This is a genomic window from Phycobacter azelaicus, assembly GCF_014884385.1.
Classification (GTDB): Bacteria; Pseudomonadota; Alphaproteobacteria; order Rhodobacterales; family Rhodobacteraceae; genus Phycobacter; species Phycobacter azelaicus.
Map to the genome: position 1 here is coordinate 3179439 of NZ_WKFH01000003.1, position 20978 is coordinate 3200416.

Below are 20978 nucleotides of genomic sequence, written 5' to 3' on the forward strand. Positions count from 1 at the left end.
CACCTGTTTTTGAACAAAACTTCGCGACTCCCCATCATTGTTTCCAAAATTAATTCAATCAACAGACAATAGACCGTCCACCGAAAGTATCGACCCCGCAACACCCGCTTGAGTTGTGTTATGACAACGTTCGTTGTCGTTCAGGAAAGGAACTTCCGATGCAAGATGCCCTTAGCCGCCTGTCATCCTTGCGCCGCCCGCGATTGCTCGTGCGCGCCGCCCGTATCGGTGCGACCACCTACATACGAGAAAAGACACTTCATCGCCTGCTTGGATATGGGTCCCTACCAAAGCCAGCAGCGGCCATTTTCAAACTATTGGACATGGAGGTCGGGCTGAATGCGCGCCGCCTGTCTGGCGATGCCGGATACACAATGGCGCGCCACATCGATGTTTTGATTGCCCTGATGGGAGAAGCAAATTTGCTGCGCCGCCACCGTACCGGCTGAGACACAGCCAGCCGAGATGGAAAAGAAAGGGGCGATAGCGAACCGCTACCGCCCGCGCCTTGTGAAGAGAAAACTGGCGCCTTTCATTTCAGTGTTCAGAGGAAAGAATCTGGCATAGAGGCTTTCTTGTCCAGAACATAGGCATCCAAAGCTTCCTTGATGGCCGGATCCAGTGCGGGCGGCTGATAGGTCGCCAGCAGGTGATCGACGCGCGCCGAAGCCAGCGAATAGGTATCGCGCGCACCCTCTTCTTCCCAAGTTTCGAACGGTTTGTAGTCGAACAGGTCCGATTTCCAGAAGGCCGTTTTGAAGTTCGACTGGGTATGCGCACAGCCAAGGTAATGCCCGCCGGGTCCGACCTCGCGGATCGCATCCATTGCCTGATCATTCTCGCTCACGCCGACACCTTTTGCCAAGCCGTGCAGGGTGCCCAACTGGTCCGCGTCCATAACGAACTTTTCGAAATCCGCGACCAGACCACCCTCCAGCCAGCCGCAGGAGTGCAACATGAAGTTGACGCCGGACATAAGCCCCATGTTGAGGCTGTTGGCGGTTTCATAGGCGGCCTGGGCGTCAGGCAGTTTGGAGCCACAGAAGGACCCGGCCGAGCGGAAGGGCAGACCCAGACGTCGCGCCAGTTGACCGGCTCCGTAGGTCACGAGCGACGCTTCGGGCGTGCCAAAGGTCGGCGCGCCCGAGTTCATGTCGATGGAGGACACAAAGGCACCAAAGATCACAGGCGCACCGGGCCGGATCAGCTGGCTATATGCCACACCGGCCAGAACCTCGGCCAGGACCTGTGTCAGGGTCCCCGCGACCGAAACCGGCGCCATGGCACCACCAACGATGAAGGGAGAGATGATGCAGGCCTGGTTGTTCTGGGCATAAACCTCGAGCGCGCCCATCATCACGTCATCAAAGGTCATGGGCGAGTTGATGTTGATGAGCGAAGTCATCACTGTGTTGTCCTGAACAAATTCCTTGCCGAACAGGATCCCGCACATGTCGACCGAATCCTGCGCGCGGCTGGGTTCGGTTACCGACCCCATAAACGGCTTGTCGCTCAAGGTCATATGCGCCAGCAGCATGTCGAGGTGCCGCTTGTTCACCGGCACATCCGTAGGCTCGCAAACGGTGCCACCCGAGTGGTGCAGCCACTTGGACATATAGGCCAGTTTCACGAATTTCTGGAAATCCTCGAGCGTTGCATAGCGGCGTCCGCCCTTAGCGTCGCGCACAAAGGGCGGCCCGTAGACGGGCGCCAGAACGAGGTTCCGCCCACCGATTTCGACGTTCTTTTCCGGGTTGCGTGCGTGCTGCGTAAACTGGGACGGGGCCGTTTCACACAGTTTGCGCGCCAGACCACGGGGAATACGCACCCGCTCGCCCTGCACGTCGGCACCAGCATCGCGCCAGCGCTGCAAGGCCGCTGGGTTGTCCACGAAGTTGACACCGACCTCTTCGAGGATGGTTTCGGCGTTTGCCTCGATGATCTCGATGGCTTCCTGGCTCAGGACCTCGAAATTCGGGATGTTCCGCTCAATATACTTTGCGGTTTCGATTCGAATGCTCGAACGTTCGGCGCGGCGGGCGGCGCCTCCGCCCCCGCGGCTACGCCGACGCGGTGCTGCTTCAGCCATTGCTAATCCTCATCAAAGGCGTGTCGTTGGGCTGGTTCTACCCCCTTGCCCAATGATTGCGCCGAAGGATAACGGCCAATCCGGTTGAAAACCGACATCCGACTGTCAAAAAATGACTGGGCAGAGATGTCCAGAAAGCCATGCGGTAGGCCACTCCGGTCGAACCGATGCGTGCCGCCGTGAACCTGCCATCCCGAATGACCATCTGCCCTCTTGCAAGGAAGCCTATCACGCCCTATGAGCCAGACATGAGCCAGACATCCCACGAACGCCTCCTGATCATCGACTTTGGCAGCCAGGTCACGCAGCTGATTGCGCGCCGCCTGCGCGAGCTGAACGTCTATTGCGAAATTCACCCCTATCAGAATGTCACCATGGACTTTGTGCGCGAGATGGCGCCCAAGGCCGTGATCTTCTCAGGGGGTCCTGACAGTGTGACACGCGAGGGGTCCCCCCGCGCGCCGCAAGAGATTTTCGACATGGGCGTGCCGATCCTTGGCATCTGTTACGGCCAGCAGGTGATGATGCACCAGCTCGGTGGCAAGGTGCAGACCGGTCATGGCACCGCCGAATTCGGCCGCGCCTATGTGACGCCCACTGTCAAATCCCTGCCGTTGCTGGAGGGATGGTTCCAGGATGACAGCGACCGCGAACAGGTCTGGATGTCCCACGGCGATCACGTCAGCGAGATCGCACCGGGGTTCGAGGTCTATGGCACCTCCCCCAATGCGCCCTTTGCCATCACCGCCGATGTGAGCCGCAATTTCTATGCGGTTCAATTCCACCCCGAGGTGCACCACACCCCTAATGGCGCGAAGCTCTATGAGAACTTCGTGAAACTCGCCGGGTTCACCGGCGATTGGACCATGGGCGCCTACCGCGAACAGGCCATCGAAGCGATCCGTCAGCAAGTGGGTGACAAGCAGGTGATCTGCGGCCTCTCAGGCGGCGTTGACAGCTCGGTTGCGGCGGTTCTGATTCACGAGGCCATCGGCGACCAGCTGACCTGCGTCTTTGTCGACCATGGCCTCTTGCGCAAAGGTGAGGCCGAAGAGGTCGTCACCATGTTCCGGGATCATTACAACATGCGCCTCATCCATGCCGATGAGCAGGAGCTATTCCTGGGCGAGCTTGAAGGCCAAAGCGACCCGGAAACCAAGCGCAAGATCATCGGCAAACTGTTCATCGACGTGTTCCAGAAACACGCCGACACCATCGAAGGCGCGGAGTTCCTTGCCCAAGGCACCCTCTACCCGGATGTGATCGAGTCCGTGTCCTTCTCGGGCGGACCTTCCGTGACGATCAAATCCCACCACAACGTGGGCGGCCTTCCGGAGAAGATGGGCCTCAAGCTGGTCGAACCCCTGCGCGAATTGTTCAAGGACGAGGTCCGGGCACTGGGACGTGAGCTGGGCCTTCCTGATAGTTTCATCGGCCGTCATCCCTTCCCCGGACCTGGACTTGCCATCCGTTGCCCGGGCGAAATTACCCGCGAAAAGCTCGACATCCTGCGTGAAGCCGATGCGATCTATATCGACCAGATCCGCAAACATGGGCTTTATGATGAGATCTGGCAGGCTTTTGTGGCGATCCTGCCGGTGCGCACGGTTGGTGTGATGGGGGATGGTCGCACCTACGACTATGCCTGCGCTCTGCGCGCGGTGACCTCGGTTGATGGCATGACGGCGGACTATTATCCCTTCAGCCATGAATTCCTCGGCGAAACCGCCACGCGTATCATCAACGAGGTCAAGGGCATCAACCGCTGCACCTATGACATTACCTCAAAGCCTCCGGGCACGATCGAATGGGAATAGGCATCCGCGCTTACCCGTAGAAAGATCCGGGTTTCTTTCTGGCGAAGGATCAAAACCCTGCCGAGCAGCCTGATGCTCGGCAAGCAACTTGCCATGTGATGTTTGCCTCATGGCCTTGGTCTGCCCGACCGTCATGGCAAGGATAATAACAGGCCGCGATGGGCGTTGTGGTCAACCGCCTTCCCTAGGCCGTTCTTCCTTGACCTTTCTGCACAATTGCCACTTCCTGCACTTCAAGCGTGAAGGGAATTAAGCATGCAGACTCCACTTGCGACGATCGCCAAAGCCGCTCTTTGGATGACTGGTGCGATTGTTTCTTTCTCCTCGATGGCCATTGCCGGACGAGAGGCTGGGCTTTCGCTCGACACCTTCGAAATCATGACCTATCGAAGCTTGGTTGGGGTGATAATCGTTGTCTTTGCGCTGACGATAACCCGCAAATGGCATCTGGTGCGGCGAGATCGCCTCGGGCTTCATTCAATCCGCAATTTGGCCCATTTTACCGGTCAAAACCTCTGGTTTTTTGCAGTAACAGCCATTCCGCTTGCCCAGGTATTTGCGCTGGAGTTCACCTCCCCGATCTGGGTCATCATCTTCTCTCATTTCATGCTTGGCGAACGGATGACCCACGTAAAGGCAACGGCCGCGGTTCTTGGATTTGTCGGCATTCTCATCGTCGCGCGCCCCTCTCCTGAGACGATCAACCTCGGGATTGTCACCGCAGCCGCCTGTGCCATCTTTTTTGCACTGACGGCGATCTTCACCAAAAGGCTGACCCGTCACGAAAACATCGCATCGATCCTGTTCTGGCTTACCACCATGCAACTGGTCTTTGGCCTTGTGGTTGCGGGCTGGGATGGAGACATCGCCGTTCCGGATGTGACCACCCTGCCCTGGCTCGTCTTGATCGGCTTTGCCGGACTGGCAGCGCATTTCTGTCTTACGAGCGCCTTGTCGCTTGCCCCGGCGACGGTTGTGATGCCAATAGACTTCACCCGCTTGCCGGTGATCGCCGTGGTTGGAATGCTTCTCTATGACGAAGAGGTCGTTATCTGGACCTTGCTTGGCGCCATTGTCATTTTTGCGGCAAATTACATCAACATCCTGGGTGCATCCGGCAAACTGCGGCCCCGGCAGAGGGGCGCGAGCCAATAAAAAGCCCAGATCATCGCCCAAAATGGGGCGCCAGCGGATGCCGTCGCCACTGTGGCTCGTCAACGGGAGGCTCTACCGCGACCTATATTTTGCAGGTTTTAGTAGGCTTTTCTCCGAATCTTAATCTCATTGTCCGAACCTGACTCAACTTTGAGCCCAGACTCAGAAATCGAGAGGCAGAGGATGTCTGACAGACATATTTACGACAAATGCCCCCTATGCGGCGGGCAAAACTTCAAAAAGTTCAATGAGGCCGATTGCTCGGGGCATGACTTGTACCACCCCTCACTGTCCCCAGTGATCACGTGGAACCTCTGCTCGGATTGTCGGCATGTCTTCACCGACGGATATTTCACCGACGCCTCTAATGAAATCATCTTTTCCAAGACCCACCCCCACCAGTCAGTCGGACACGATATCGAGAACAATCGGACCCGGTCGGCCCCAATGGTAGAGAAGGTCCTGCCCTTTGCCAAAGATGGTGTCTGGATGGACGTAGGGTTCGGCAATGGCTCCCTGCTTTTTACTGCGATGGAGTTTGGGTTCAAACCGATCGGAGTGGATCTGCGCAAGGATTGCGTCGAGGCCATGATCCAGATCGGCATAGAGGCTTATTGCCAGGACATCACCACGCTGGACCTCAGTCCCAAATGCCGTGTGGTCAGTCTCATGGATGTCCTTGAGCATGTTCCCTTTCCGAAGGACTTCCTGAAAGCCGTGCACAGAAACATGGAAGACGGCGGCGTATTGTTGATTTCCTGTCCCAACAGCGAAAGCCTGGTTTGGGACTATCTGACCGGCTCAGGAACAAACCCCTATTGGGGTGAGATCGAGCATTTCCACAATTTCAGCCGCACGCGCCTTTATGCCTTGCTCGAAGAGATGGGATTTAAACCACAGCGCTTCGGGGTCAGCCAACGTTACCGCTTGGGCATGGAGATCGTCGCGACGAAGATCTGACGCAACGGCGGCTTCGGTGGTCTAGGGTTTGTCCGCTTCGATAAGCCCCAGCCCCCGCAAGTAGATCATGATACCGCTTTCAAGCAGATCATCCGGCGAAAAGGGAGAGGTCGCGCCCGGCGCATTGCGCGCGTAAAGCTCCACCACACCATGGCTGAGAGCCATGATATGCGCCGAGAACATGGATGCAGGCGGGCGTTTTTCGGCCGGGATATGCTGGCTCAGATCCGCGGCAGCCTGTTCCAGGATGCGCCGCGCACGAGCCGCCGCGTCCGCCAGTTCGGGCGTGCGGTTGACGGAAATTCCACTTTCGAACATGGCAATATAATGGCCGGGATGTTTGCGTGCGAAGGCGAGATAAGCCCGCCCTGTGGCCTCGAATGCCGCCAGTGCCGAAGGCTGATACTTGTCATAGGCATGCTGCATCAGGTCAGCAAACATCGTAAAACCCTGTTTGGCCGCCTCTGCAATCAAGTCTTCTCGACCCTCGAAATGGCGATAAACGGCCGCCGGGGTCACGCCGGCCTGCTTCGCAGCTTCGGAGAGCGTAAAACCGGTGGGGCCCTTGGCCTCGATTAGGCCTAGGGCCGCCTCGACCAAAGCCTGGCGCAGGTTGCCGTGATGGTAGCCGCGTTTACGCATGCCAGACCTCTGGCCCCCCACAGACTTGCCGATCCACCGCTTGGACAGCCGCGGTGTCCTTGCTCTCATAGTCGATCGTTTTCAGGACAGAACGGATCGCCGCCAGACGCCCGCGGCGTTTGTCATCCGACCGCACAATCGTCCATGGGGCCACCGCAGTATGGCTGCGCTCCAAAGTCTCATCGATTGCATCGGTATACTGATCCCAACGAGCAAGGCCTTTGACATCGATTTCACTGAGCTTCCAATGTTTTAGCGGGTCATTTTCACGCGCCAAGAAACGACGTAACTGCTCCGCACGTCCAACGTTGAGCCAGATCTTGAAAAGGTGAATGCCATCTTCGACCAGGGCTTCCTCAAATCCCGTCACCTGATGGAAAAAGCGTTCTCTTTGCTCGGGCGTGCAAAACCCAAAAACGTGCTCCACAACGCCACGGTTGTACCAGCTGCGGTCGAAGAAGGTGATTTCCCCGCCAGAGGGCAGATGGTCGATGTAGCGCTGAAAATACCATTGAGTTTGCTCAGCCTCTGTGGGTTTTGACAACGCCACAACCCGCGCGCCACGCGGGTTAAGGTTTTCACGGAACCTTTTGATTGTACCACCCTTTCCAGCCGCATCCCGCCCCTCAAATACAATGCAGATGCGGGCCCCCGTGGATTTTACCCAAGATTGAAGTTTCACAAGTTCGATCTGCAGCGCGGCCATATCGGCGTCATAGAGTTTCCTCTTCATCCGCTGCTCATGCGGATAATGCGGATCCAGTATGTCGTCCTTGTCGGCGGATTTGATCGCGCTGCGAACGGCATCCGGTGCTTCATTCTCGAAATAGCGACTGATCGCGCCGTCAAATGGCAGTGTCATGGGCAAACCTTGTTGTTATCTTATCAATATAGGCGAACAGGTTGCGGAATGTGAGCCTGATTTACATCAATCCTGCGCGTATGGCCGCACGATCCACCGCACCCACGACCTCATCCGTCGCGACATGGTGCGGCATGTGACCAACTCCGGGCAGGACGGTCAGATTTGCATTGGGCAGATCCGCGGCCAGCTTTTCTGCATGGATCTTCAATCCGACCGTCGTATCGGCCGCCCCATGGATCAGCTCTGCCGGGGCTGTGATGCGGCCATAGTGCTGCGATTGCCGCTTGATGTCTTCAAAGAGCTGCGCAAGTTGGCGCGCATTCGCCCTTAGAGAACCGCTTCTAAGGGTCAAACCTATGCCGAGGTGGTCAACATAGCCCTCGGGCACCGGTTGCGGTGCAAAGACGTCCACAAGGGACCGGCGGATGGTTTGATCGGGGACGAAGGCGGTGATCATGGGGACCAACAGGTACTGCCCAGGCCAGGAGGCGGTCAAACGATAGAAGAGATCAAGGGAACCATCCCAAGGGTGGGACACGCCTGATACCGAGACCAACGCTGAAAGGCTGTCTGGATGTTGCAGCGCCCAGGCCAGAGCCACGCCGCCTCCATAGCTTTGCCCCAACACGATCGGGCGTTCTACCCCGATCATTTGTGCAGCTGTGCAAAGATATGACGCCTGATTGCGCAAAGATGCGGGTGTTTTCGCAATTGGATCCGAATAGCCAAGGCCCGGTCGGTCAAGCATGAGCACCCGGTAACGATCAGCAAGCGCCGGCGCCAGGCGAAAGCTCATGTCACGGGTGCTGCCGTTGGATCCATGGATCAGCACCACATCCGGCGCGCTCCCGGCGGGCTGGCCCATCTCGACCGCGTGGATCCGGCGGCCCGCAACCTGAAGAAACTGTCCTTCGGGGGGATGGCTTTGCCGGGCGCGGCTTTGGCGGCGGTGGTTTTGCAGGGCAGTCAAGCCAACCCCTGCCCCCAAAGCTAAGGAAAGCGAAATCAAAGGCTTATTGCCCGATGTTGTTCAAATCGAACGGAGTGGTCTGATAGATTTCATTGATCCAATTTCCATAGAGAAGGTGCGCATGGCTGCGCCAGCGGTTCTGCGGCGGACAGGTTGGATCGTCATCCGGATAATAGTTGATCGGAACGTTGATTTCGGTGCCGTTGGCAACGTCGCGATCATACTCCTGTTTCAGGGTGTCACTGTCATATTCGAAGTGATTGAAGATGTAGAGCGCCCGATGGCTGGGATCCTCGACCAGGCAGGGGCCGACCTCATCGCTGCCCAGAAGCGTTGTCAGCTCCGGGTGGCCATCGATCTCGTCCTGCTTCATTTCCGTCCAGCGCGACACCGGAATGACGCAATCGTCTGAAAACCCGCGCAGATAGGGCGAGGCCGGTGCGAGGTTCTGGTGCCGGAAACAGCCAAAGGCCTTGTGGGTCAGCATGTGCTTCCTGACGCCATGGAAATAGTTGATCATCGCCATGCCGCCCCAGCACACGCCAAATGTGGAGTGCACATTGGTCTGGGTCCAGTCAAAGACCTCGCACAGCTCATCCCAATAGGTGACATCGGCAAAATCGAGATGCTCAATCGGTGCACCGGTGATGATCAGCCCGTCGAACCGCTCTTCCTTCATCTCCTGAAAGGGCCGATAGAATTCCGCCATGTGGGCCGCCGCAGTGTTCTTTGTCTGATGCTCGGTCATACGGATCAGCGACAGCTCAATCTGCAAAGGGGTGGCCCCTATCAGTCTGGCGAATTGGTTCTCGGTCTGGATCTTCTTGGGCATCAGGTTCAGAAGGCCAATCCGCAAGGGCCGAATATCCTGACGGGCCGCCTGATCCGGCGACATGACCATCACGCCTTCGTTCGTCAGAACGTCATAGGCGGGCAGGTCAGAAGGGATCTTGATGGGCATGTCAGGTCCTGATGGTTAAATGTCGTCTGGGAGCAGTGAGATAGGGCGCTTAGGCGGCTTCCTCAAGAGTGTTTGCGATCAACTCTACGAAACCCGCCTCATCGCGCACGGCGCTGATCTGATCGGCCGTGACACTGATACCCCAGTTCCGGGCCATCGCGGCATACCGCGGCTGGCGGTGGGCAAGCGCCTGGGCATAGGTCCAGCGAATAAAAGCATCCGGGTCAACATCCGCTTCTGATACACTGTTTTTGCTAAGATACTCTTCCCAAACCCTGGTCAGGAACTCTGCCTGATACGACATCGGCTTGGGAGAACGGTCAAAACGGCGGATCAACTCTTCGGTGTGGGCATCGTCCCCCTTGATCCAGACCATGAGCGTGTGTTTCGAAAGCTCTGACAGTACCGGGTCCTCCGGGTCTTCAGGGTCCACCCATTCGCAGATCGACCCGCCCGTATCGCAGATGAAATGCGGATAGTCATAAAGCCGTCCGGCGCGGTCGATGAAATACTCGGTGTCGAGAAGCGCATGAATCTCCGCCATACGGAATTGCTCTTGCCGGCGCCGGTACTCATCCATCGGCAGGCCACCTTTTGCAATATCCCCAGGCTTCCCGAGGTAAGAGGAGACCGGTGTCAAATTATCAAAAGTGATGTTGGAGCCGATATAGATGGAGTCCGACAGCAACAGGTCCCGCAGGAAAGGCACCTTCATTGCTTCGGCCTTCGCGTTGTCAGCAATGTATTCCCCCATGTAGCGGGTACCGATCCGGTAGTCGATCGAGTAGTGGAACCAGTCTCCGGCACCGCGCAGGATGTTGCTGACGTAGGTCTTGCCGAGGCCGGACATGCCAAAAAAGAGGACGCGTTTGTGAGTGGCATCGCGCCATTCCTGAGCGGAAGAATATAGCATCGGTGTTCCAGAGCGTTTGTGAGGTCTTCTCGCCTTGCTAGCCAGTGTCGCGGGTCGGGTCAATTCCATCGCAAAGGCAAAGGTGAGCCGCACCCCATTGCGGCCGTTACACGCCGACCCAAAAACGAAAAAGCGCAGTGGGCACACTGCGCTTTTCCAAATGATTTCCGACAGTGACGTCCTGTAAGCGCCTTAACGCTTGGCTAATCTGGCAGCTTGCTTTCCACTTGTTTTACAATTGCTTACACCTATCACATGCAACGCGTAAAACAATTGTTAATCACGCACAGCGCACTGTGCTGAAAGCCGTTAGCTAACTGGAACGTGATTTCGTTGCCAAAGCAATAGCCTTGTCCAGCTCACCCGTTTCTGCAGCTTTTTTGAACGCCTCAAGCACAGCTGCAATCTCCTCTAACTTGTCTACAAACACAGCATTGCTCTTGCCGTTGATGTTCAGAATGCGACTTCCGTATCTGCACTGGACATAATAGCCGTTGTCCTGCTCGAAAAACCACGGGCGAACACGCTTATCATGCGCCACCCTCACACGTTCGCCAGCTTCGTTCTGCTGCCAACGCTTGATCTTAACAGTGTATTCGTCACCGTTCAGCGTAGCATCCAGCACCTGGCTTTGCTCCTCGATAGCCGCCAGCAGCTTTTCACGCCGCGCTGATCCTCCCCCACTGAAGTGGTCCGCCGTTATGTTTAGGAAAACGGAGGATCAGAATGGCTACGAAGAGACACAAGCCGGAAGAGATTGTCACGAAGCTGCGGCAGGTTGAAGTGCTTGTCGGGCAAGGCATGGCGCGGGCGGATGCGATCCGCGAGGTTCGCATTACTGAGCAGACCTATTATCGCTGGCGCAAGAAATACGGCGGTATGGGAACCGACCAACTCAGGGAACTGAAGCGCCTCCAGAAAGAGAACGAACGGTTGAGAAAAGCCGTCTCGGATCTGACTTTGGACAAGCTGATCCTGGCGGAGGCGGCAAAGGGAAACTTTTGAGCCCCGCTCGCCGCCGTGCCTGCATCGATCACGTTCGCACCCGGTTCCATCTGTCCGAGAGACGCGCCTGCCGTGTCTTGGGTCAGCACCGATCCACGCAGAGGAAGGTGCCGCATGGCCGTGCCGATGAGGAGCGTCTGGTCGCGGACATGGTCGAACTGGCGCGGCAGTATGGCCGTTACGGCTATCGTCGGATCGCGGCTTTGCTGAGAGATGCGGGCTGGGAGGTGAACGACAAGCGGGTCGAGCGCCTATGGCGACGAGAGGGGCTGAAAGTGCCAATGAAGCAACCGAAGAAGGGACGGCTCTGGCTTTATGACGGATCCTGTGTCCGGCTGCGCCCTGAGTATCGCAACCACGTCTGGAGCTATGACTTTGTCCACTGCCGGACGGAGGACGGAAAGGTCTTCCGGACGCTCAACATCTTGGACGAGCACAGTCGGGAATGCTTGGCGATCAAGGTGAAGCGCAAGCTGAACTCGGGTGACGTGATCGATGCCTTGAGCGACCTGTTCATCATGCGGGGTGTGCCGGATTACATCCGGTCTGACAACGGCCCGGAGTTCGTGGCTCAGGCCGTTCAAGATTGGATCAGGGCCGTCGGCGCCAAGACCGCCTACATCGCGCCCGGGTCACCTTGGGAGAACGGCTACTGCGAAAGCCTCAATGCCAGGTTCCGCGATGAACTGCTCAACGGAGAAGTCTTCTACAGCCTTCGGGAAGCGGAAATCCTGATCGAACAATGGAGGAAACACTACAATACCAAACGACCACATAGTGCCTTGGGCTATCGCCCTCCCGCCCCGGAAACCATCATCCCGATGGACCCGAGACCGGTCATGCACTAACAATCAAAACGGACCACTCAGGTGGGGCTGATCACATATCCATGCTTTTTTTGGCTGGTTTGAGCACGTGATTTGGATGGCGTTTACGCTCTGCTTCATCAGCACGTGACCAATAGGTCATGCGCCAGGTCCAGTAACCTTGCACAAACGCTTGCGTCATTTCCTCAAGCTTAATCGCGCCAAAGTACGGAAGCCAGTAGCGTTGTGCGTGTTTTTCGTACCAGCTAATACGCTGTGCAGGACCAGTTCTGCCTTTGGCAAAATGATTGGCTTCCAAACGTTGCCGTTTATCCGCCCACCAAATCACATACAGGTCTTCAAACGTCAGCTGCTTTACTGGCTCTTTCTTCTTAGCCCGCAAGCGCAAGTCATCATACTTGTCCAAAGCGTAACGCTTTGCTTCTTCCAAGTCCGTTTCGCCAGTGCTCTCCTGTACGTACGTAACCTTATTGCCGTACACATCGGTCATGCCGCGCACATGTATGCGCATGTGATAAATTGGACGTTTTGCATTAGGACGGTGGAACAAAATAACTTGCCCGTCTTTCAGCTCAACCTTGTTCAAGTAGCTCTTACACATCGCCCTATCGCCAGCATCATTTTCTTGTAAAATAACTGTAAGATCAGCACCTTAATATGTCTATGATTTGTTGCTTGTAAAACTTTTGTAAGTCGCACACGCAAAGAAAAAGCGCAGTAAAAACTGCGCTTTTCCAAAAGTTTAGCGATTTGAGCGTTAGAGAATTTCTTAACGCTTGGAGAACTGGAAGGAGCGACGCGCCTTGCGGCGGCCGAACTTCTTACGTTCCACAACGCGGCTGTCACGAGTCAGGAAGCCTGCGGCTTTCAGCGCGCCACGCAGGGCGGGATCATAAAGCTGCAACGCCTTGGAGATGCCGTGCTTGACCGCGCCGGCCTGACCGGAGAGACCACCGCCCTTGACGGTTGCGACAACGTCGAACTGATCTTCGACGCCTGCCACGGTAAAGGGCTGGCGCAGGATCATCTGCAGAACGGGACGGGCAAAATAGCCCTTCATGTCCTTGCCGTTCACGGTGACCTTGCCGGAGCCCGGCTTGATCCAGACGCGGGCAACCGCGTCTTTCCGCTTGCCGGTGGCATAGGAGCGGCCCAGCTCGTCACGGACGGGCTCACGGGAAATGGTTTCTTCAGCGACAGCTTCCACGCCTGCAACGGCGCCCAGCTCTTCGAGAGTGTTGATCTGATCAGCCATCGGTCTCAGCTCCGCGTGTTTTTCTTGTTCATGGATTTGACATCCAGAACCTCGGGGGCCTGGGCCTCATGCGGGTGTGCGGCACCAGCATAGATACGCAGGTTGGTCATCTGCTTGCGCGACAGGCGGTTGCCCGGCAGCATGCGCTTGACGGCCTGGTATACAACACGCTCGGGGTGCGCGCCTTCCAGGATCTGCTGCTTGGTGCGGGACTTGATACCGCCCGGGTGGCCAGTGTGCCAGTAGAAGTGCTCGTCGCGCTTCTTGCCGGTCATCTGCACCTTGTCGGCGTTGATGATGATAACGTTGTCGCCCATGTCCATGTTGGGCGTGAACGAGGCTTTGTGCTTGCCACGCAGGCGCATGGCAACGATCGAGGCAAGACGGCCCAGAACAACGCCCTCGGCGTCGATCAGGATCCACTTCTTCTCGATATCTGCCGGGGTAGCAGAGAAGGTTTTCATGGCAGGTCTATCCTGTTTGTCGTGAAGGCGCGCGGAAAAATCCGGCGCCTGAATTCGATGGACGGGGTTTACGGGTACACGCGAAACAGGTCAACACCTTCAATCAAGTATTTATTGTTTTAATTCAATGGCTTGAAAAATAGGTATCAAAATACCCCACATCAAACGCTGATTTGCTCGGGTGGATTGTCGAGAAGCGCACGCAGACGCAGCATGGCATCTTCGAATTTGGAAAGCGAGACCTGCCCGTTGATGGTGATGCGCACAGCGTTGGGTGCCCGCCCATCGCGCAGCGCGAATTCATCGGCCGAGCGGATCTGCACACCCTCAGCCTCGGCCGCGCGGGTAAAGGCCGCAGAGCGCCAGCCCGATGGAAGTCTGAGCCAGAGAAACGGCACCTCGTCATTCCATGTCAGCTCAAATGCCCCGAGCGCATTGACCGCCACCCGCACGTATTTTGCCATCTCCTTGCGCACCTCTTTGGCAAGGAGCTTGCTGCGCGGGTCAGATAAAAGCACCCTGATCAATTCAGCCAGCGGCTGCGCCAGTCCGAAGAAACTGTACTCCGCCGCACGGCGGAGATCCTGTTCGCGTCCTTTCGGCGCAAGGGCGAAACCCACGCGCAAGGCCGGCGTAAGGATTTTCGATATCGAGCACACATGCCAGGTGATATCGGGGGCCAGGGCGCGGTAACTCGGTGCACGGGCCTCCCCCATGCGATAGCAGTCATCCTCGATGATCTGCAAATCATGACGCCGGGCCACCTTCAGGATTTCTTCGCGACGTTCCAGTGGTGTGAAAAGGCCGGTTGGATTATGCACCTCAGGACTGGTGCACAGCACCGTTGCCCCCGTTTTCCGGATCGCCAGCTCAAGAGAGTCGGGGCGGATACCATTTTCATCCATCCCCACGCCAACCACCTTGGCCCTCAATAGCTCTGCCGCCCTGCGAAACCCGGCGTAGGACAAATCTTCGACCAAAAGGGTCGGCTGAGCTTCTTTCAAAACAGCCTGCATCACCGTCAGGATACCGTTCTGCCCGCCATGCGTCAGCACTACCTGGTTTTGATCCAGCGGTCCAAGGGGCTGATCGGACAGCCAATCAACAACAGCCTCCCGAACCGGACGATAGGCATCGCGGGTTGGGTAATTCAGGAACATGAAAGGATCCGCTGCGGAAACCTTCTTTAACGCTTCTCGGATCGCGGCGACCTGCCCGACATCCGCCAGTCGCGGGCTGAACAGGCTGACATGATCAGGGTCGCGCTGCTCAGGCAAGTGCAATTCGCGGGACCAGACATCGTCCATAACAGGTGTCTGCCGATCCGCAACAAAGGTGCCCCGCCCGACCTCGGCCTGCAACAGCCCCTCGTCCGTGAGCATCGTATAGGCGCGGGCGACCGTACCCGGGGTAATGCCCAGCTGATAGGCCAGCTCCCGCACCGGCGGCAGCATTGTACCAATACGCAATGTATCGTTTTCCACCGCTGCGCGGATCGTATCGGCGACGCGCTGATACTTTGGTCCTGGCTTATCGCCTAGGGACGGCGCCCAAATTGTACCCGTTACAATGCTTCCTTGGACAGGTGAGTCGGGGTTTTGTATCAAACACTCGTATCAACAATGCAGGATTGTATCAATACAATAAAGGATCAAACCATGACACAGCCTACAACCTCCGCCTATCCGAACGTTACTTATCTGAATACCCAAGCAGCCTTGCCGCTGCTGGCGCAGGTTGCGGTACAGGTCGCTGTTCTGGTCACAAAATGGTCCTTGCGCCGCCGCAGCCGAACACAGCTCCGCCGCCTGAGCGATGAGCAACTCCGCGACATCGGAGTGACGCGCGCTGAAGCCCATTATGAAGCAACTCTTCCGTTCTGGCGCCCCTGATCCCCGGGGCACGGAACCACCTGACGGCCGGGGCCAGTTCCCCGGCCTTTTTTATTGCCCGATTTGGCCGTTTACCAAAATTTATCCTTGATCGAATCCCAAAGGGCGCCTAGATGCCCCCTCACTTTCGGTACCGATCCCAACCCCGGACCCTTATCCGGGGGGGCGCTAAGGACCGGCTGGATTGTAATCTACTGGAACGAAGGGGAGTGTCATGAAAGACGCCAACCTCTTCCAACTGGGGATCGGTCTGGAGACAGGCGCCCATGAGGAAGATACCGCCCGCAGTGTATCCGCTGCGATGCTTGAAACCGTTGTGGACAGCGACCGCGAAGACCATTTCATCCGCCGCGATGGAAAGGTGTTTGCCGGAACCCATCTGATCATCGAAGTGATGAAAGGAACGGGCTTGGATTGCGAAACCCGCATCCAGAACGCCTTTCGCAAATGTGTCGAGGTCTGCGGCGCCACGCTGCTGCACATCCATACCCACAAATTCTCGCCTCAGGGCGTATCCGGCGTGGCCGTTCTGGCCGAAAGCCACATCTCGGTCCACACCTGGCCGGAGATCGGCTATGGCGCCTTTGACGTTTTCATGTGTGGCGATGCCGAACCCTGGCGCGCCGTTGACGTGCTGAAAGAAGCCTTTGCGACCGATCACGTCGAGGTTCGCGAACTGCTGCGCGGGGAGGAGCTGATCGCCAAGGAGGTCGCGGCATGAGCGGTACCTGGATCACCGAGCGCCTGCACGACCACTACGCGCAATCCCTGCGCGTGGAGGAGATGCTCTATGACAGTAAAACTGACCATCAGCGCCTGAAAGTGTTTCAGAACGGCACATTTGGCCGCATCCTGACGCTGGACGACGTGGTTCAGACCACCGAAGGTGACAACTTCATCTACCACGAGATGCTGACCCATGTGCCGATCCTGGCCCATGGCGCCGCCAAACGTGTGCTGATTATCGGCGGCGGCGATGGCGGCATGGCGCGTGAAGCCCTGCGCCACGCCTCGGTCGAACATGTTACCATGGTGGAAATCGACGCCGGTGTCGTGGATTTCTCCAAGGAATACCTGCCGATGCTGAGCCAGGGCGCCTTTGATGATCCCCGTTTGAACCTGGTGATCAATGATGGCGCGGCCTTCATGCGTGAAACCGATCAGAAATTTGACGTGATCATCGTCGATTCCACCGATCCGATCGGCCCCGGCGAAGTGCTGTTCACCAACACCTTCTATGGCCACGCGGCGCGCGCCCTCACCGATGATGGGATCATCGTCACCCAGAACGGCGTACCCTTCATGCAAGGGGATGAGCTGACCGGCACCATGCGCGCCTTCAAGGCGCTCTTTGCTGATTACAGCTGTTACCTCGCGACCATCCCGACCTATGCGGGTGGGCCGATGGCCTTTGGCTGGGGCAGCCACAGCAAGGCTGCACGCAATGTGACCCTGCCGGATCTGGAAAAGCGCTTTGCTGCTGCCGGGTTCGAGACCGACTACTACACGCCCGAGGTCCACAAGGCGGCCTTTGCCTTGCCCGGCTACGTGAAAAAACTCTTCCCATAAGAGCTTACTTCATCAAGTGGACAAAAAAACGGGGGCCAATCGGCCCCCGAATTTCATAGGCTATTGGTCGACGCGTTCAGGCTTCGGGTTCCTGATAGACGCCTTGCTCTTTCAACGCGTCGACAACTTCCTTGGGCATGTAGGTCTCATCGTGTTTGGCAAGTATTTCAGAGGCTTCAAACACACCATTCACGTAACGTCCAGTGCCGACCATGCCCTGATTTTCTTCAAACAGATCCGGCAGAACACCAGCGTAGACGACCGGAACTGTCGCTCCGCCATCTGTCACAGAAAAACGGATACTTTCCCCCTGCCCGCGTACGATGCTGCCTTCTTCGACCAGCCCGCCAATCCGGAAGACTTCATCTACAGAAGGTGGCTCTGCCATCACCTGGCTGGGCGAGCGGAAATAGTTGATCCCATCCCGCATCGCATACCCGATGAGCGCGGTTGAAACGATCAGGGCCACCGTCGCCAAGGCAATCACCTGAATGCGGCGCTGTTTCTTGAGGTTTTTCATCTCTTTACCTCCCTCCCCTTACCTGGGCACCTCATTTAGGGGAACAGCGGAGCCATCATGAGGCCCGCCGTTTCATTCTCACCTAACATCAGGTTTGCATTCTGCAAGGCCTGGCCGCTGCTACCTTTTGTCAGGTTATCGAGTGCTGCAAAGACGATGGCCCGCCCTGGGATCCGGTCCGCCGCCACGCCGATGTGGCAGAAGTTGGAGCCGCGCACGTGGTGGGTGCTGGGTGCGGAGCCAAAGGGCAGAACCTCGATGAAGGGCTCATCCGCATAGGCCTTTTCAAAGGCCGCTTGGATCGCCTCTGCATCGCCTTTGACATAAACAGTCGCCAGGATACCCCGGTTCACCGGCAGCAGATGCGGCGTGAACTGCACCTTGACGGGTCGACCCGCAAGTTTGGAGAATTCCTGATCGAATTCCCCCAGATGCCGGTGTGTGCTGCCAAGAGCATAGGCGTTGTAACCTTCGCTGAGTTCAGCATGCAGAAGGTTTTCCTTCAGCGCCCGCCCGGCACCGGAAACACCGCATTTCAGATCAAGGATGATCTCGTCCAGATCAATCACCCCGGCAGCGATCAGGGGCCGCAGCGCAAATTGCCCGGTGGCCGCATTGCAGCCCGTCCCGGCAACCAGCCGTGCGGCGCGGATCTCGTCCCGATAAAACTCGGTCAGGCCGTAAACAGCCTCTTCCTGCTGCTCGATCGCAGAATGCGGATTGCCGTACCATTTTTGATACTCCGCCGGATCGCGCAGCCGGAAATCTGCCGACAAGTCCACGATCTTCAGAACGCTAGGCAGGGCCGCGATCACCTCTTGACTGGTCTTGTGCGGCAGGGCGCAGAAGCATAGGTCGATGCCGGAAAAATCGATTTCGGAAATCTTGCACAGCACCGGCAGATCCAAATGACGCAGATGCGGAAACACCTCAGCCATGGTCATGCCAGCCTTGCGCTCAGCCGCGAGGGCCGCGATTTCGATGCTCGGATGCTGGGCGATCAGCCTCACAAGTTCGGCGCCGGTGTAACCGCTGGCGCCAAGGATAGCCACTTTGTGGGTCATGTCAGACCTCATATCTTGAATTTTGAATGATGTTTACCGCAGCAGTGCGCGGCAGGGATAGGGAAAAATCACAGGTGTCAGATGCATGGAGCGATTACTCGCCGCGCATCAGGGTGCCTCAAAGGTGATTTGTCGTCGGAGGAACTGAGTCGCACGGGCGCTTACACGTGCCGGATCGCCGGTGGTGTAAAAGCCCGCCTTGCCGGCCCCGTACATGTCCGGGTGCCGCTCCAGATAGTCTGCCAGGCTGTCAGCCACCAGATCACCCTGGCTGAAGACCTTTACATCGGCGCCAAGCGCCTCCTGAAAGGTCTTTTCCATCAGCGGGTAGTGGGTGCAACCAAGGATCGCCGCCTCGGGATGGGGCATCTTGCGCTGCAGTGCCTCCACATGGCTGCGCACCAGTGCCTCCGCCAGGATCATGTCACCATCCTCGATGGCGTCCACGACACCACCACAGGCCTGCGCCTCCACATCCACACCGATGGCGCGAAACGCCAATTCCCGTTGAAAGGCCCGGCTGGAGACGGTCGCAGGCGTTGCAAACAGCGCCACGTGCTTCACCGCAACTTCGCGCGGTGGGGAGTTGTCGCCCCATTGCCGTTCGGTCAGCGCCTCGATCAGCGGAACAAAGACGCCAAGGATTCGCTTGCCCGGCGGCAGACCGCCCTCCTGAAGGCGCCGCAGGGCCGCGGCAGAGGCGGTGTTGCAGGCCAGGATCACCAGATCGCAGCCCTTTTCCCACATTTTTTCAACGGCGGCCTTGGTCAGCTGATAGACATCCTCGGCATCCCGCACCCCATAGGGCGCATGGGCATTGTCGCCGTAATAGATCAGCTCAATATCCGGCAGGCGTTTCTGCACGGCGTTGAGAACCGTGAGACCACCCAGACCAGAATCAAAGATACCTACCGCCATGTTCCACTTTCGCGACGCAGTTGAGGTGGAGACAGGTCAGGCGCGGTGTTTCTCTTCGAACTCATAGCCGCGCAGCCCCGGATCCACAGGAGTTGGAGACAGCTCATACGTCGCTTTGCGCAGGAAATCCATCATTGCTTTGGCATTTCCCGCCAGTGGGTCAAGTTTGTCGCGCCCGATTGGATCACCGATCACCACGCGCACCGGTGTATCGACCCGGCGGTGGAATTCCTTGATCAACAACCCCATACGCAGGGTTGCGTGCAGATGGCTTGCGATCTGGAACAGGCGCGAGGTGTGCCCGTCGAAATACACCGGCACCACAACCGCTTCGGATTTGGCAATCATACGGGCGGTAAAGCTACGCCAGCCCGGATCCATCGGATGGGCAAAGGGGGTCGCCGCAGTGGACACGGTCCCGCCCGGAAAGATGCCGATGGCGCCGCCCTGCCCCAGATAGTCCAGAGCCATCTTGCGCGTCTCAAGGTTGGTGCGCAGCGCCTCCTTGGTTTCGGCGAAATCAATCGGCAGGATCACCCGGTTCAGATCCTGCGCCTTGCCAAAGACCTGATGCGCCATGATCCGAAAATCACCGCGTGTTTCGGCCAGGATATGCCCCATCATCAGCCCATCGAGGATCCCATAAGGATGGTTGGCGATCAGGACGACAGGTTTGTCGCGCGGGATGTTGGCCAACGCCCCGCCGATCAACTCCAGGGACAGCCCGTAACGCTCTGCGATCACGCTCCAGAGACTGTGCCCATTGGCGACCTCCTGCTCATACCCGCGGGCGCGGCGGATAAGGCTGAGCCTGCCGGTCGTGTTCTCCATCAGGCGGATCACGATCCGCCCCGGGCGGGTTTCAGCCGAATGCGCATAAGAGATATCACGCGCGATCTGTCGCGAACTGGGCATGGGGCGGATCTTTCTTCACGGAATCACTTTCGTGACCGGGTCAGGCATAGCAGCCTAGCCACGCCGCGTAACAGTCCTGTGACTTTTCCGTCAGCCCCAGACGCAATAGCGCCGCGCATCAGCGCGGCGCCTGGCCCAACGGGAGCGGTGCATGTCTCATGCGCCTCGCGACGGGCG

General features: G+C 57.6%; 23 protein-coding genes. 8 read left to right on the forward strand and 15 right to left on the reverse strand.

The window, feature by feature from the left end:
* Positions 1 to 158: 158 nt before the first annotated feature.
* Entirely contained in the window at positions 159 to 449 is a 291-nt protein-coding gene (locus INS80_RS16360) for a DUF6477 family protein (RefSeq protein ID WP_192966646.1), read from the forward strand.
* 95 nt (positions 450 to 544) lie between these two features.
* On the opposite strand, the gene INS80_RS16365 is transcribed toward INS80_RS16360, so the two are convergent.
* Positions 545 to 2089, reverse strand: a complete 1545-nt coding sequence (locus INS80_RS16365; RefSeq protein WP_192966647.1) for a trimethylamine methyltransferase family protein — start codon at positions 2087 to 2089, stop codon at positions 545 to 547.
* A 248-nt stretch (positions 2090 to 2337) separates the two neighbouring features.
* Between INS80_RS16365 and guaA the strand changes: the two genes are divergently transcribed.
* The 3 genes from guaA (at position 2338) to INS80_RS16380 (ending at position 6021) form a co-directional block, all read left to right on the forward strand.
* Positions 2338 to 3906 (forward strand): glutamine-hydrolyzing GMP synthase, encoded by a 1569-nt coding sequence (gene guaA / locus INS80_RS16370; RefSeq protein ID WP_192966648.1) that lies wholly within the window; start codon positions 2338 to 2340, stop codon positions 3904 to 3906.
* Positions 3907 to 4161: 255 nt separating this feature from the next.
* Positions 4162 to 5061 carry a DMT family transporter gene (locus INS80_RS16375; protein ID WP_192966649.1) on the forward strand — a complete coding sequence of 300 codons (900 nt, stop codon included), beginning with the start codon at positions 4162 to 4164 and terminating at the stop codon, positions 5059 to 5061.
* Between the two features lie 183 nt (positions 5062 to 5244).
* The gene (locus tag INS80_RS16380) at positions 5245 to 6021 is read left to right on the forward strand and encodes a class I SAM-dependent methyltransferase (RefSeq protein WP_192966650.1); all 777 of its coding nucleotides are present in this window, start codon (positions 5245 to 5247) and stop codon (positions 6019 to 6021) included.
* A 21-nt stretch (positions 6022 to 6042) separates the two neighbouring features.
* On the opposite strand, the gene INS80_RS16385 is transcribed toward INS80_RS16380, so the two are convergent.
* The 6 genes from INS80_RS16385 to INS80_RS16410 all read right to left on the reverse strand — a co-directional run bounded on the left by INS80_RS16385 (position 6043) and on the right by INS80_RS16410 (position 10997).
* Entirely contained in the window at positions 6043 to 6663 is a 621-nt protein-coding gene (locus tag INS80_RS16385; protein WP_192966651.1) for a TetR/AcrR family transcriptional regulator, read from the reverse strand.
* Positions 6656 to 7525: a polyphosphate kinase 2 gene (ppk2, locus tag INS80_RS16390; protein ID WP_192966652.1), complete on the reverse strand. Its 870-nt coding sequence runs from the start codon at positions 7523 to 7525 to the stop codon at positions 6656 to 6658. Before ppk2 ends, INS80_RS16385 begins: the two co-directional genes overlap by 8 nt.
* Positions 7526 to 7586: 61 nt before the next feature.
* Complete coding sequence (locus INS80_RS16395) at positions 7587 to 8498, reverse strand: alpha/beta fold hydrolase (protein WP_226892648.1); 912 nt, start codon at positions 8496 to 8498, stop codon at positions 7587 to 7589.
* Positions 8499 to 8541: 43 nt separating this feature from the next.
* Positions 8542 to 9459 (reverse strand): homoserine O-acetyltransferase MetA, encoded by a 918-nt coding sequence (gene metA / locus INS80_RS16400; RefSeq protein WP_192966654.1) that lies wholly within the window; start codon positions 9457 to 9459, stop codon positions 8542 to 8544.
* Between the two features lie 49 nt (positions 9460 to 9508).
* Entirely contained in the window at positions 9509 to 10372 is an 864-nt protein-coding gene (locus INS80_RS16405; protein ID WP_192966655.1) for an ATPase, read from the reverse strand.
* A 313-nt stretch (positions 10373 to 10685) separates the two neighbouring features.
* On the reverse strand, positions 10686 to 10997 hold the full coding sequence (locus tag INS80_RS16410) for a hypothetical protein (protein WP_369411421.1): 312 nt from the start codon (positions 10995 to 10997) through the stop codon (positions 10686 to 10688).
* A 101-nt stretch (positions 10998 to 11098) separates the two neighbouring features.
* Between INS80_RS16410 and INS80_RS16415 the strand changes: the two genes are divergently transcribed.
* A protein-coding gene (locus INS80_RS16415) for an IS3 family transposase (RefSeq protein ID WP_192963700.1) occupies positions 11099 to 12225 on the forward strand; the annotation gives its coding sequence in 2 pieces (ribosomal slippage) (positions 11099 to 11363 and positions 11363 to 12225; 1128 coding nt in all).
* 31 nt (positions 12226 to 12256) lie between these two features.
* On the opposite strand, the gene INS80_RS16420 is transcribed toward INS80_RS16415, so the two are convergent.
* The 4 genes from INS80_RS16420 to INS80_RS16435 form a co-directional block, all read right to left on the reverse strand.
* Complete coding sequence (locus INS80_RS16420) at positions 12257 to 12790, reverse strand: hypothetical protein (protein WP_226892649.1); 534 nt, start codon at positions 12788 to 12790, stop codon at positions 12257 to 12259.
* Positions 12791 to 12973: 183 nt separating this feature from the next.
* Complete coding sequence (gene rpsI, locus INS80_RS16425) at positions 12974 to 13459, reverse strand: 30S ribosomal protein S9 (protein WP_192966657.1); 486 nt, start codon at positions 13457 to 13459, stop codon at positions 12974 to 12976.
* A 5-nt stretch (positions 13460 to 13464) separates the two neighbouring features.
* The gene (gene rplM / locus INS80_RS16430; protein ID WP_192966658.1) at positions 13465 to 13923 is read right to left on the reverse strand and encodes a 50S ribosomal protein L13; all 459 of its coding nucleotides are present in this window, start codon (positions 13921 to 13923) and stop codon (positions 13465 to 13467) included.
* A gap of 161 nt (positions 13924 to 14084) precedes the next feature.
* On the reverse strand, positions 14085 to 15494 hold the full coding sequence (locus tag INS80_RS16435; protein WP_192967316.1) for an aminotransferase-like domain-containing protein: 1410 nt from the start codon (positions 15492 to 15494) through the stop codon (positions 14085 to 14087).
* A gap of 87 nt (positions 15495 to 15581) precedes the next feature.
* Between INS80_RS16435 and INS80_RS16440 the strand changes: the two genes are divergently transcribed.
* The 3 genes from INS80_RS16440 to speE all read left to right on the forward strand — a co-directional run bounded on the left by INS80_RS16440 (position 15582) and on the right by speE (position 17384).
* The gene (locus tag INS80_RS16440) at positions 15582 to 15815 is read left to right on the forward strand and encodes a DUF1127 domain-containing protein (protein ID WP_192966659.1); all 234 of its coding nucleotides are present in this window, start codon (positions 15582 to 15584) and stop codon (positions 15813 to 15815) included.
* A gap of 214 nt (positions 15816 to 16029) precedes the next feature.
* Complete coding sequence (speD, locus tag INS80_RS16445) at positions 16030 to 16536, forward strand: adenosylmethionine decarboxylase (RefSeq protein WP_192966660.1); 507 nt, start codon at positions 16030 to 16032, stop codon at positions 16534 to 16536.
* Positions 16533 to 17384: a polyamine aminopropyltransferase gene (gene speE / locus INS80_RS16450; protein ID WP_192966661.1), complete on the forward strand. Its 852-nt coding sequence runs from the start codon at positions 16533 to 16535 to the stop codon at positions 17382 to 17384. The genes speD and speE overlap by 4 nt, the downstream gene beginning before the upstream one ends.
* 76 nt (positions 17385 to 17460) lie before the next feature.
* Here speE and ccmE read toward each other — a convergent pair whose 3' ends face one another.
* The 4 genes from ccmE to INS80_RS16470 form a co-directional block, all read right to left on the reverse strand.
* Positions 17461 to 17904: a cytochrome c maturation protein CcmE gene (gene ccmE, locus INS80_RS16455; RefSeq protein WP_192966662.1), complete on the reverse strand. Its 444-nt coding sequence runs from the start codon at positions 17902 to 17904 to the stop codon at positions 17461 to 17463.
* Between the two features lie 35 nt (positions 17905 to 17939).
* Complete coding sequence (gene argC, locus INS80_RS16460) at positions 17940 to 18968, reverse strand: N-acetyl-gamma-glutamyl-phosphate reductase (RefSeq protein ID WP_192966663.1); 1029 nt, start codon at positions 18966 to 18968, stop codon at positions 17940 to 17942.
* Between the two features lie 108 nt (positions 18969 to 19076).
* On the reverse strand, positions 19077 to 19886 hold the full coding sequence (gene murI / locus INS80_RS16465) for a glutamate racemase (protein ID WP_192966664.1): 810 nt from the start codon (positions 19884 to 19886) through the stop codon (positions 19077 to 19079).
* Positions 19887 to 19922: 36 nt separating this feature from the next.
* On the reverse strand, positions 19923 to 20801 hold the full coding sequence (locus tag INS80_RS16470) for a lysophospholipid acyltransferase family protein (RefSeq protein WP_192966665.1): 879 nt from the start codon (positions 20799 to 20801) through the stop codon (positions 19923 to 19925).
* Between the last annotated feature and the right edge of the window lie 177 nt (positions 20802 to 20978).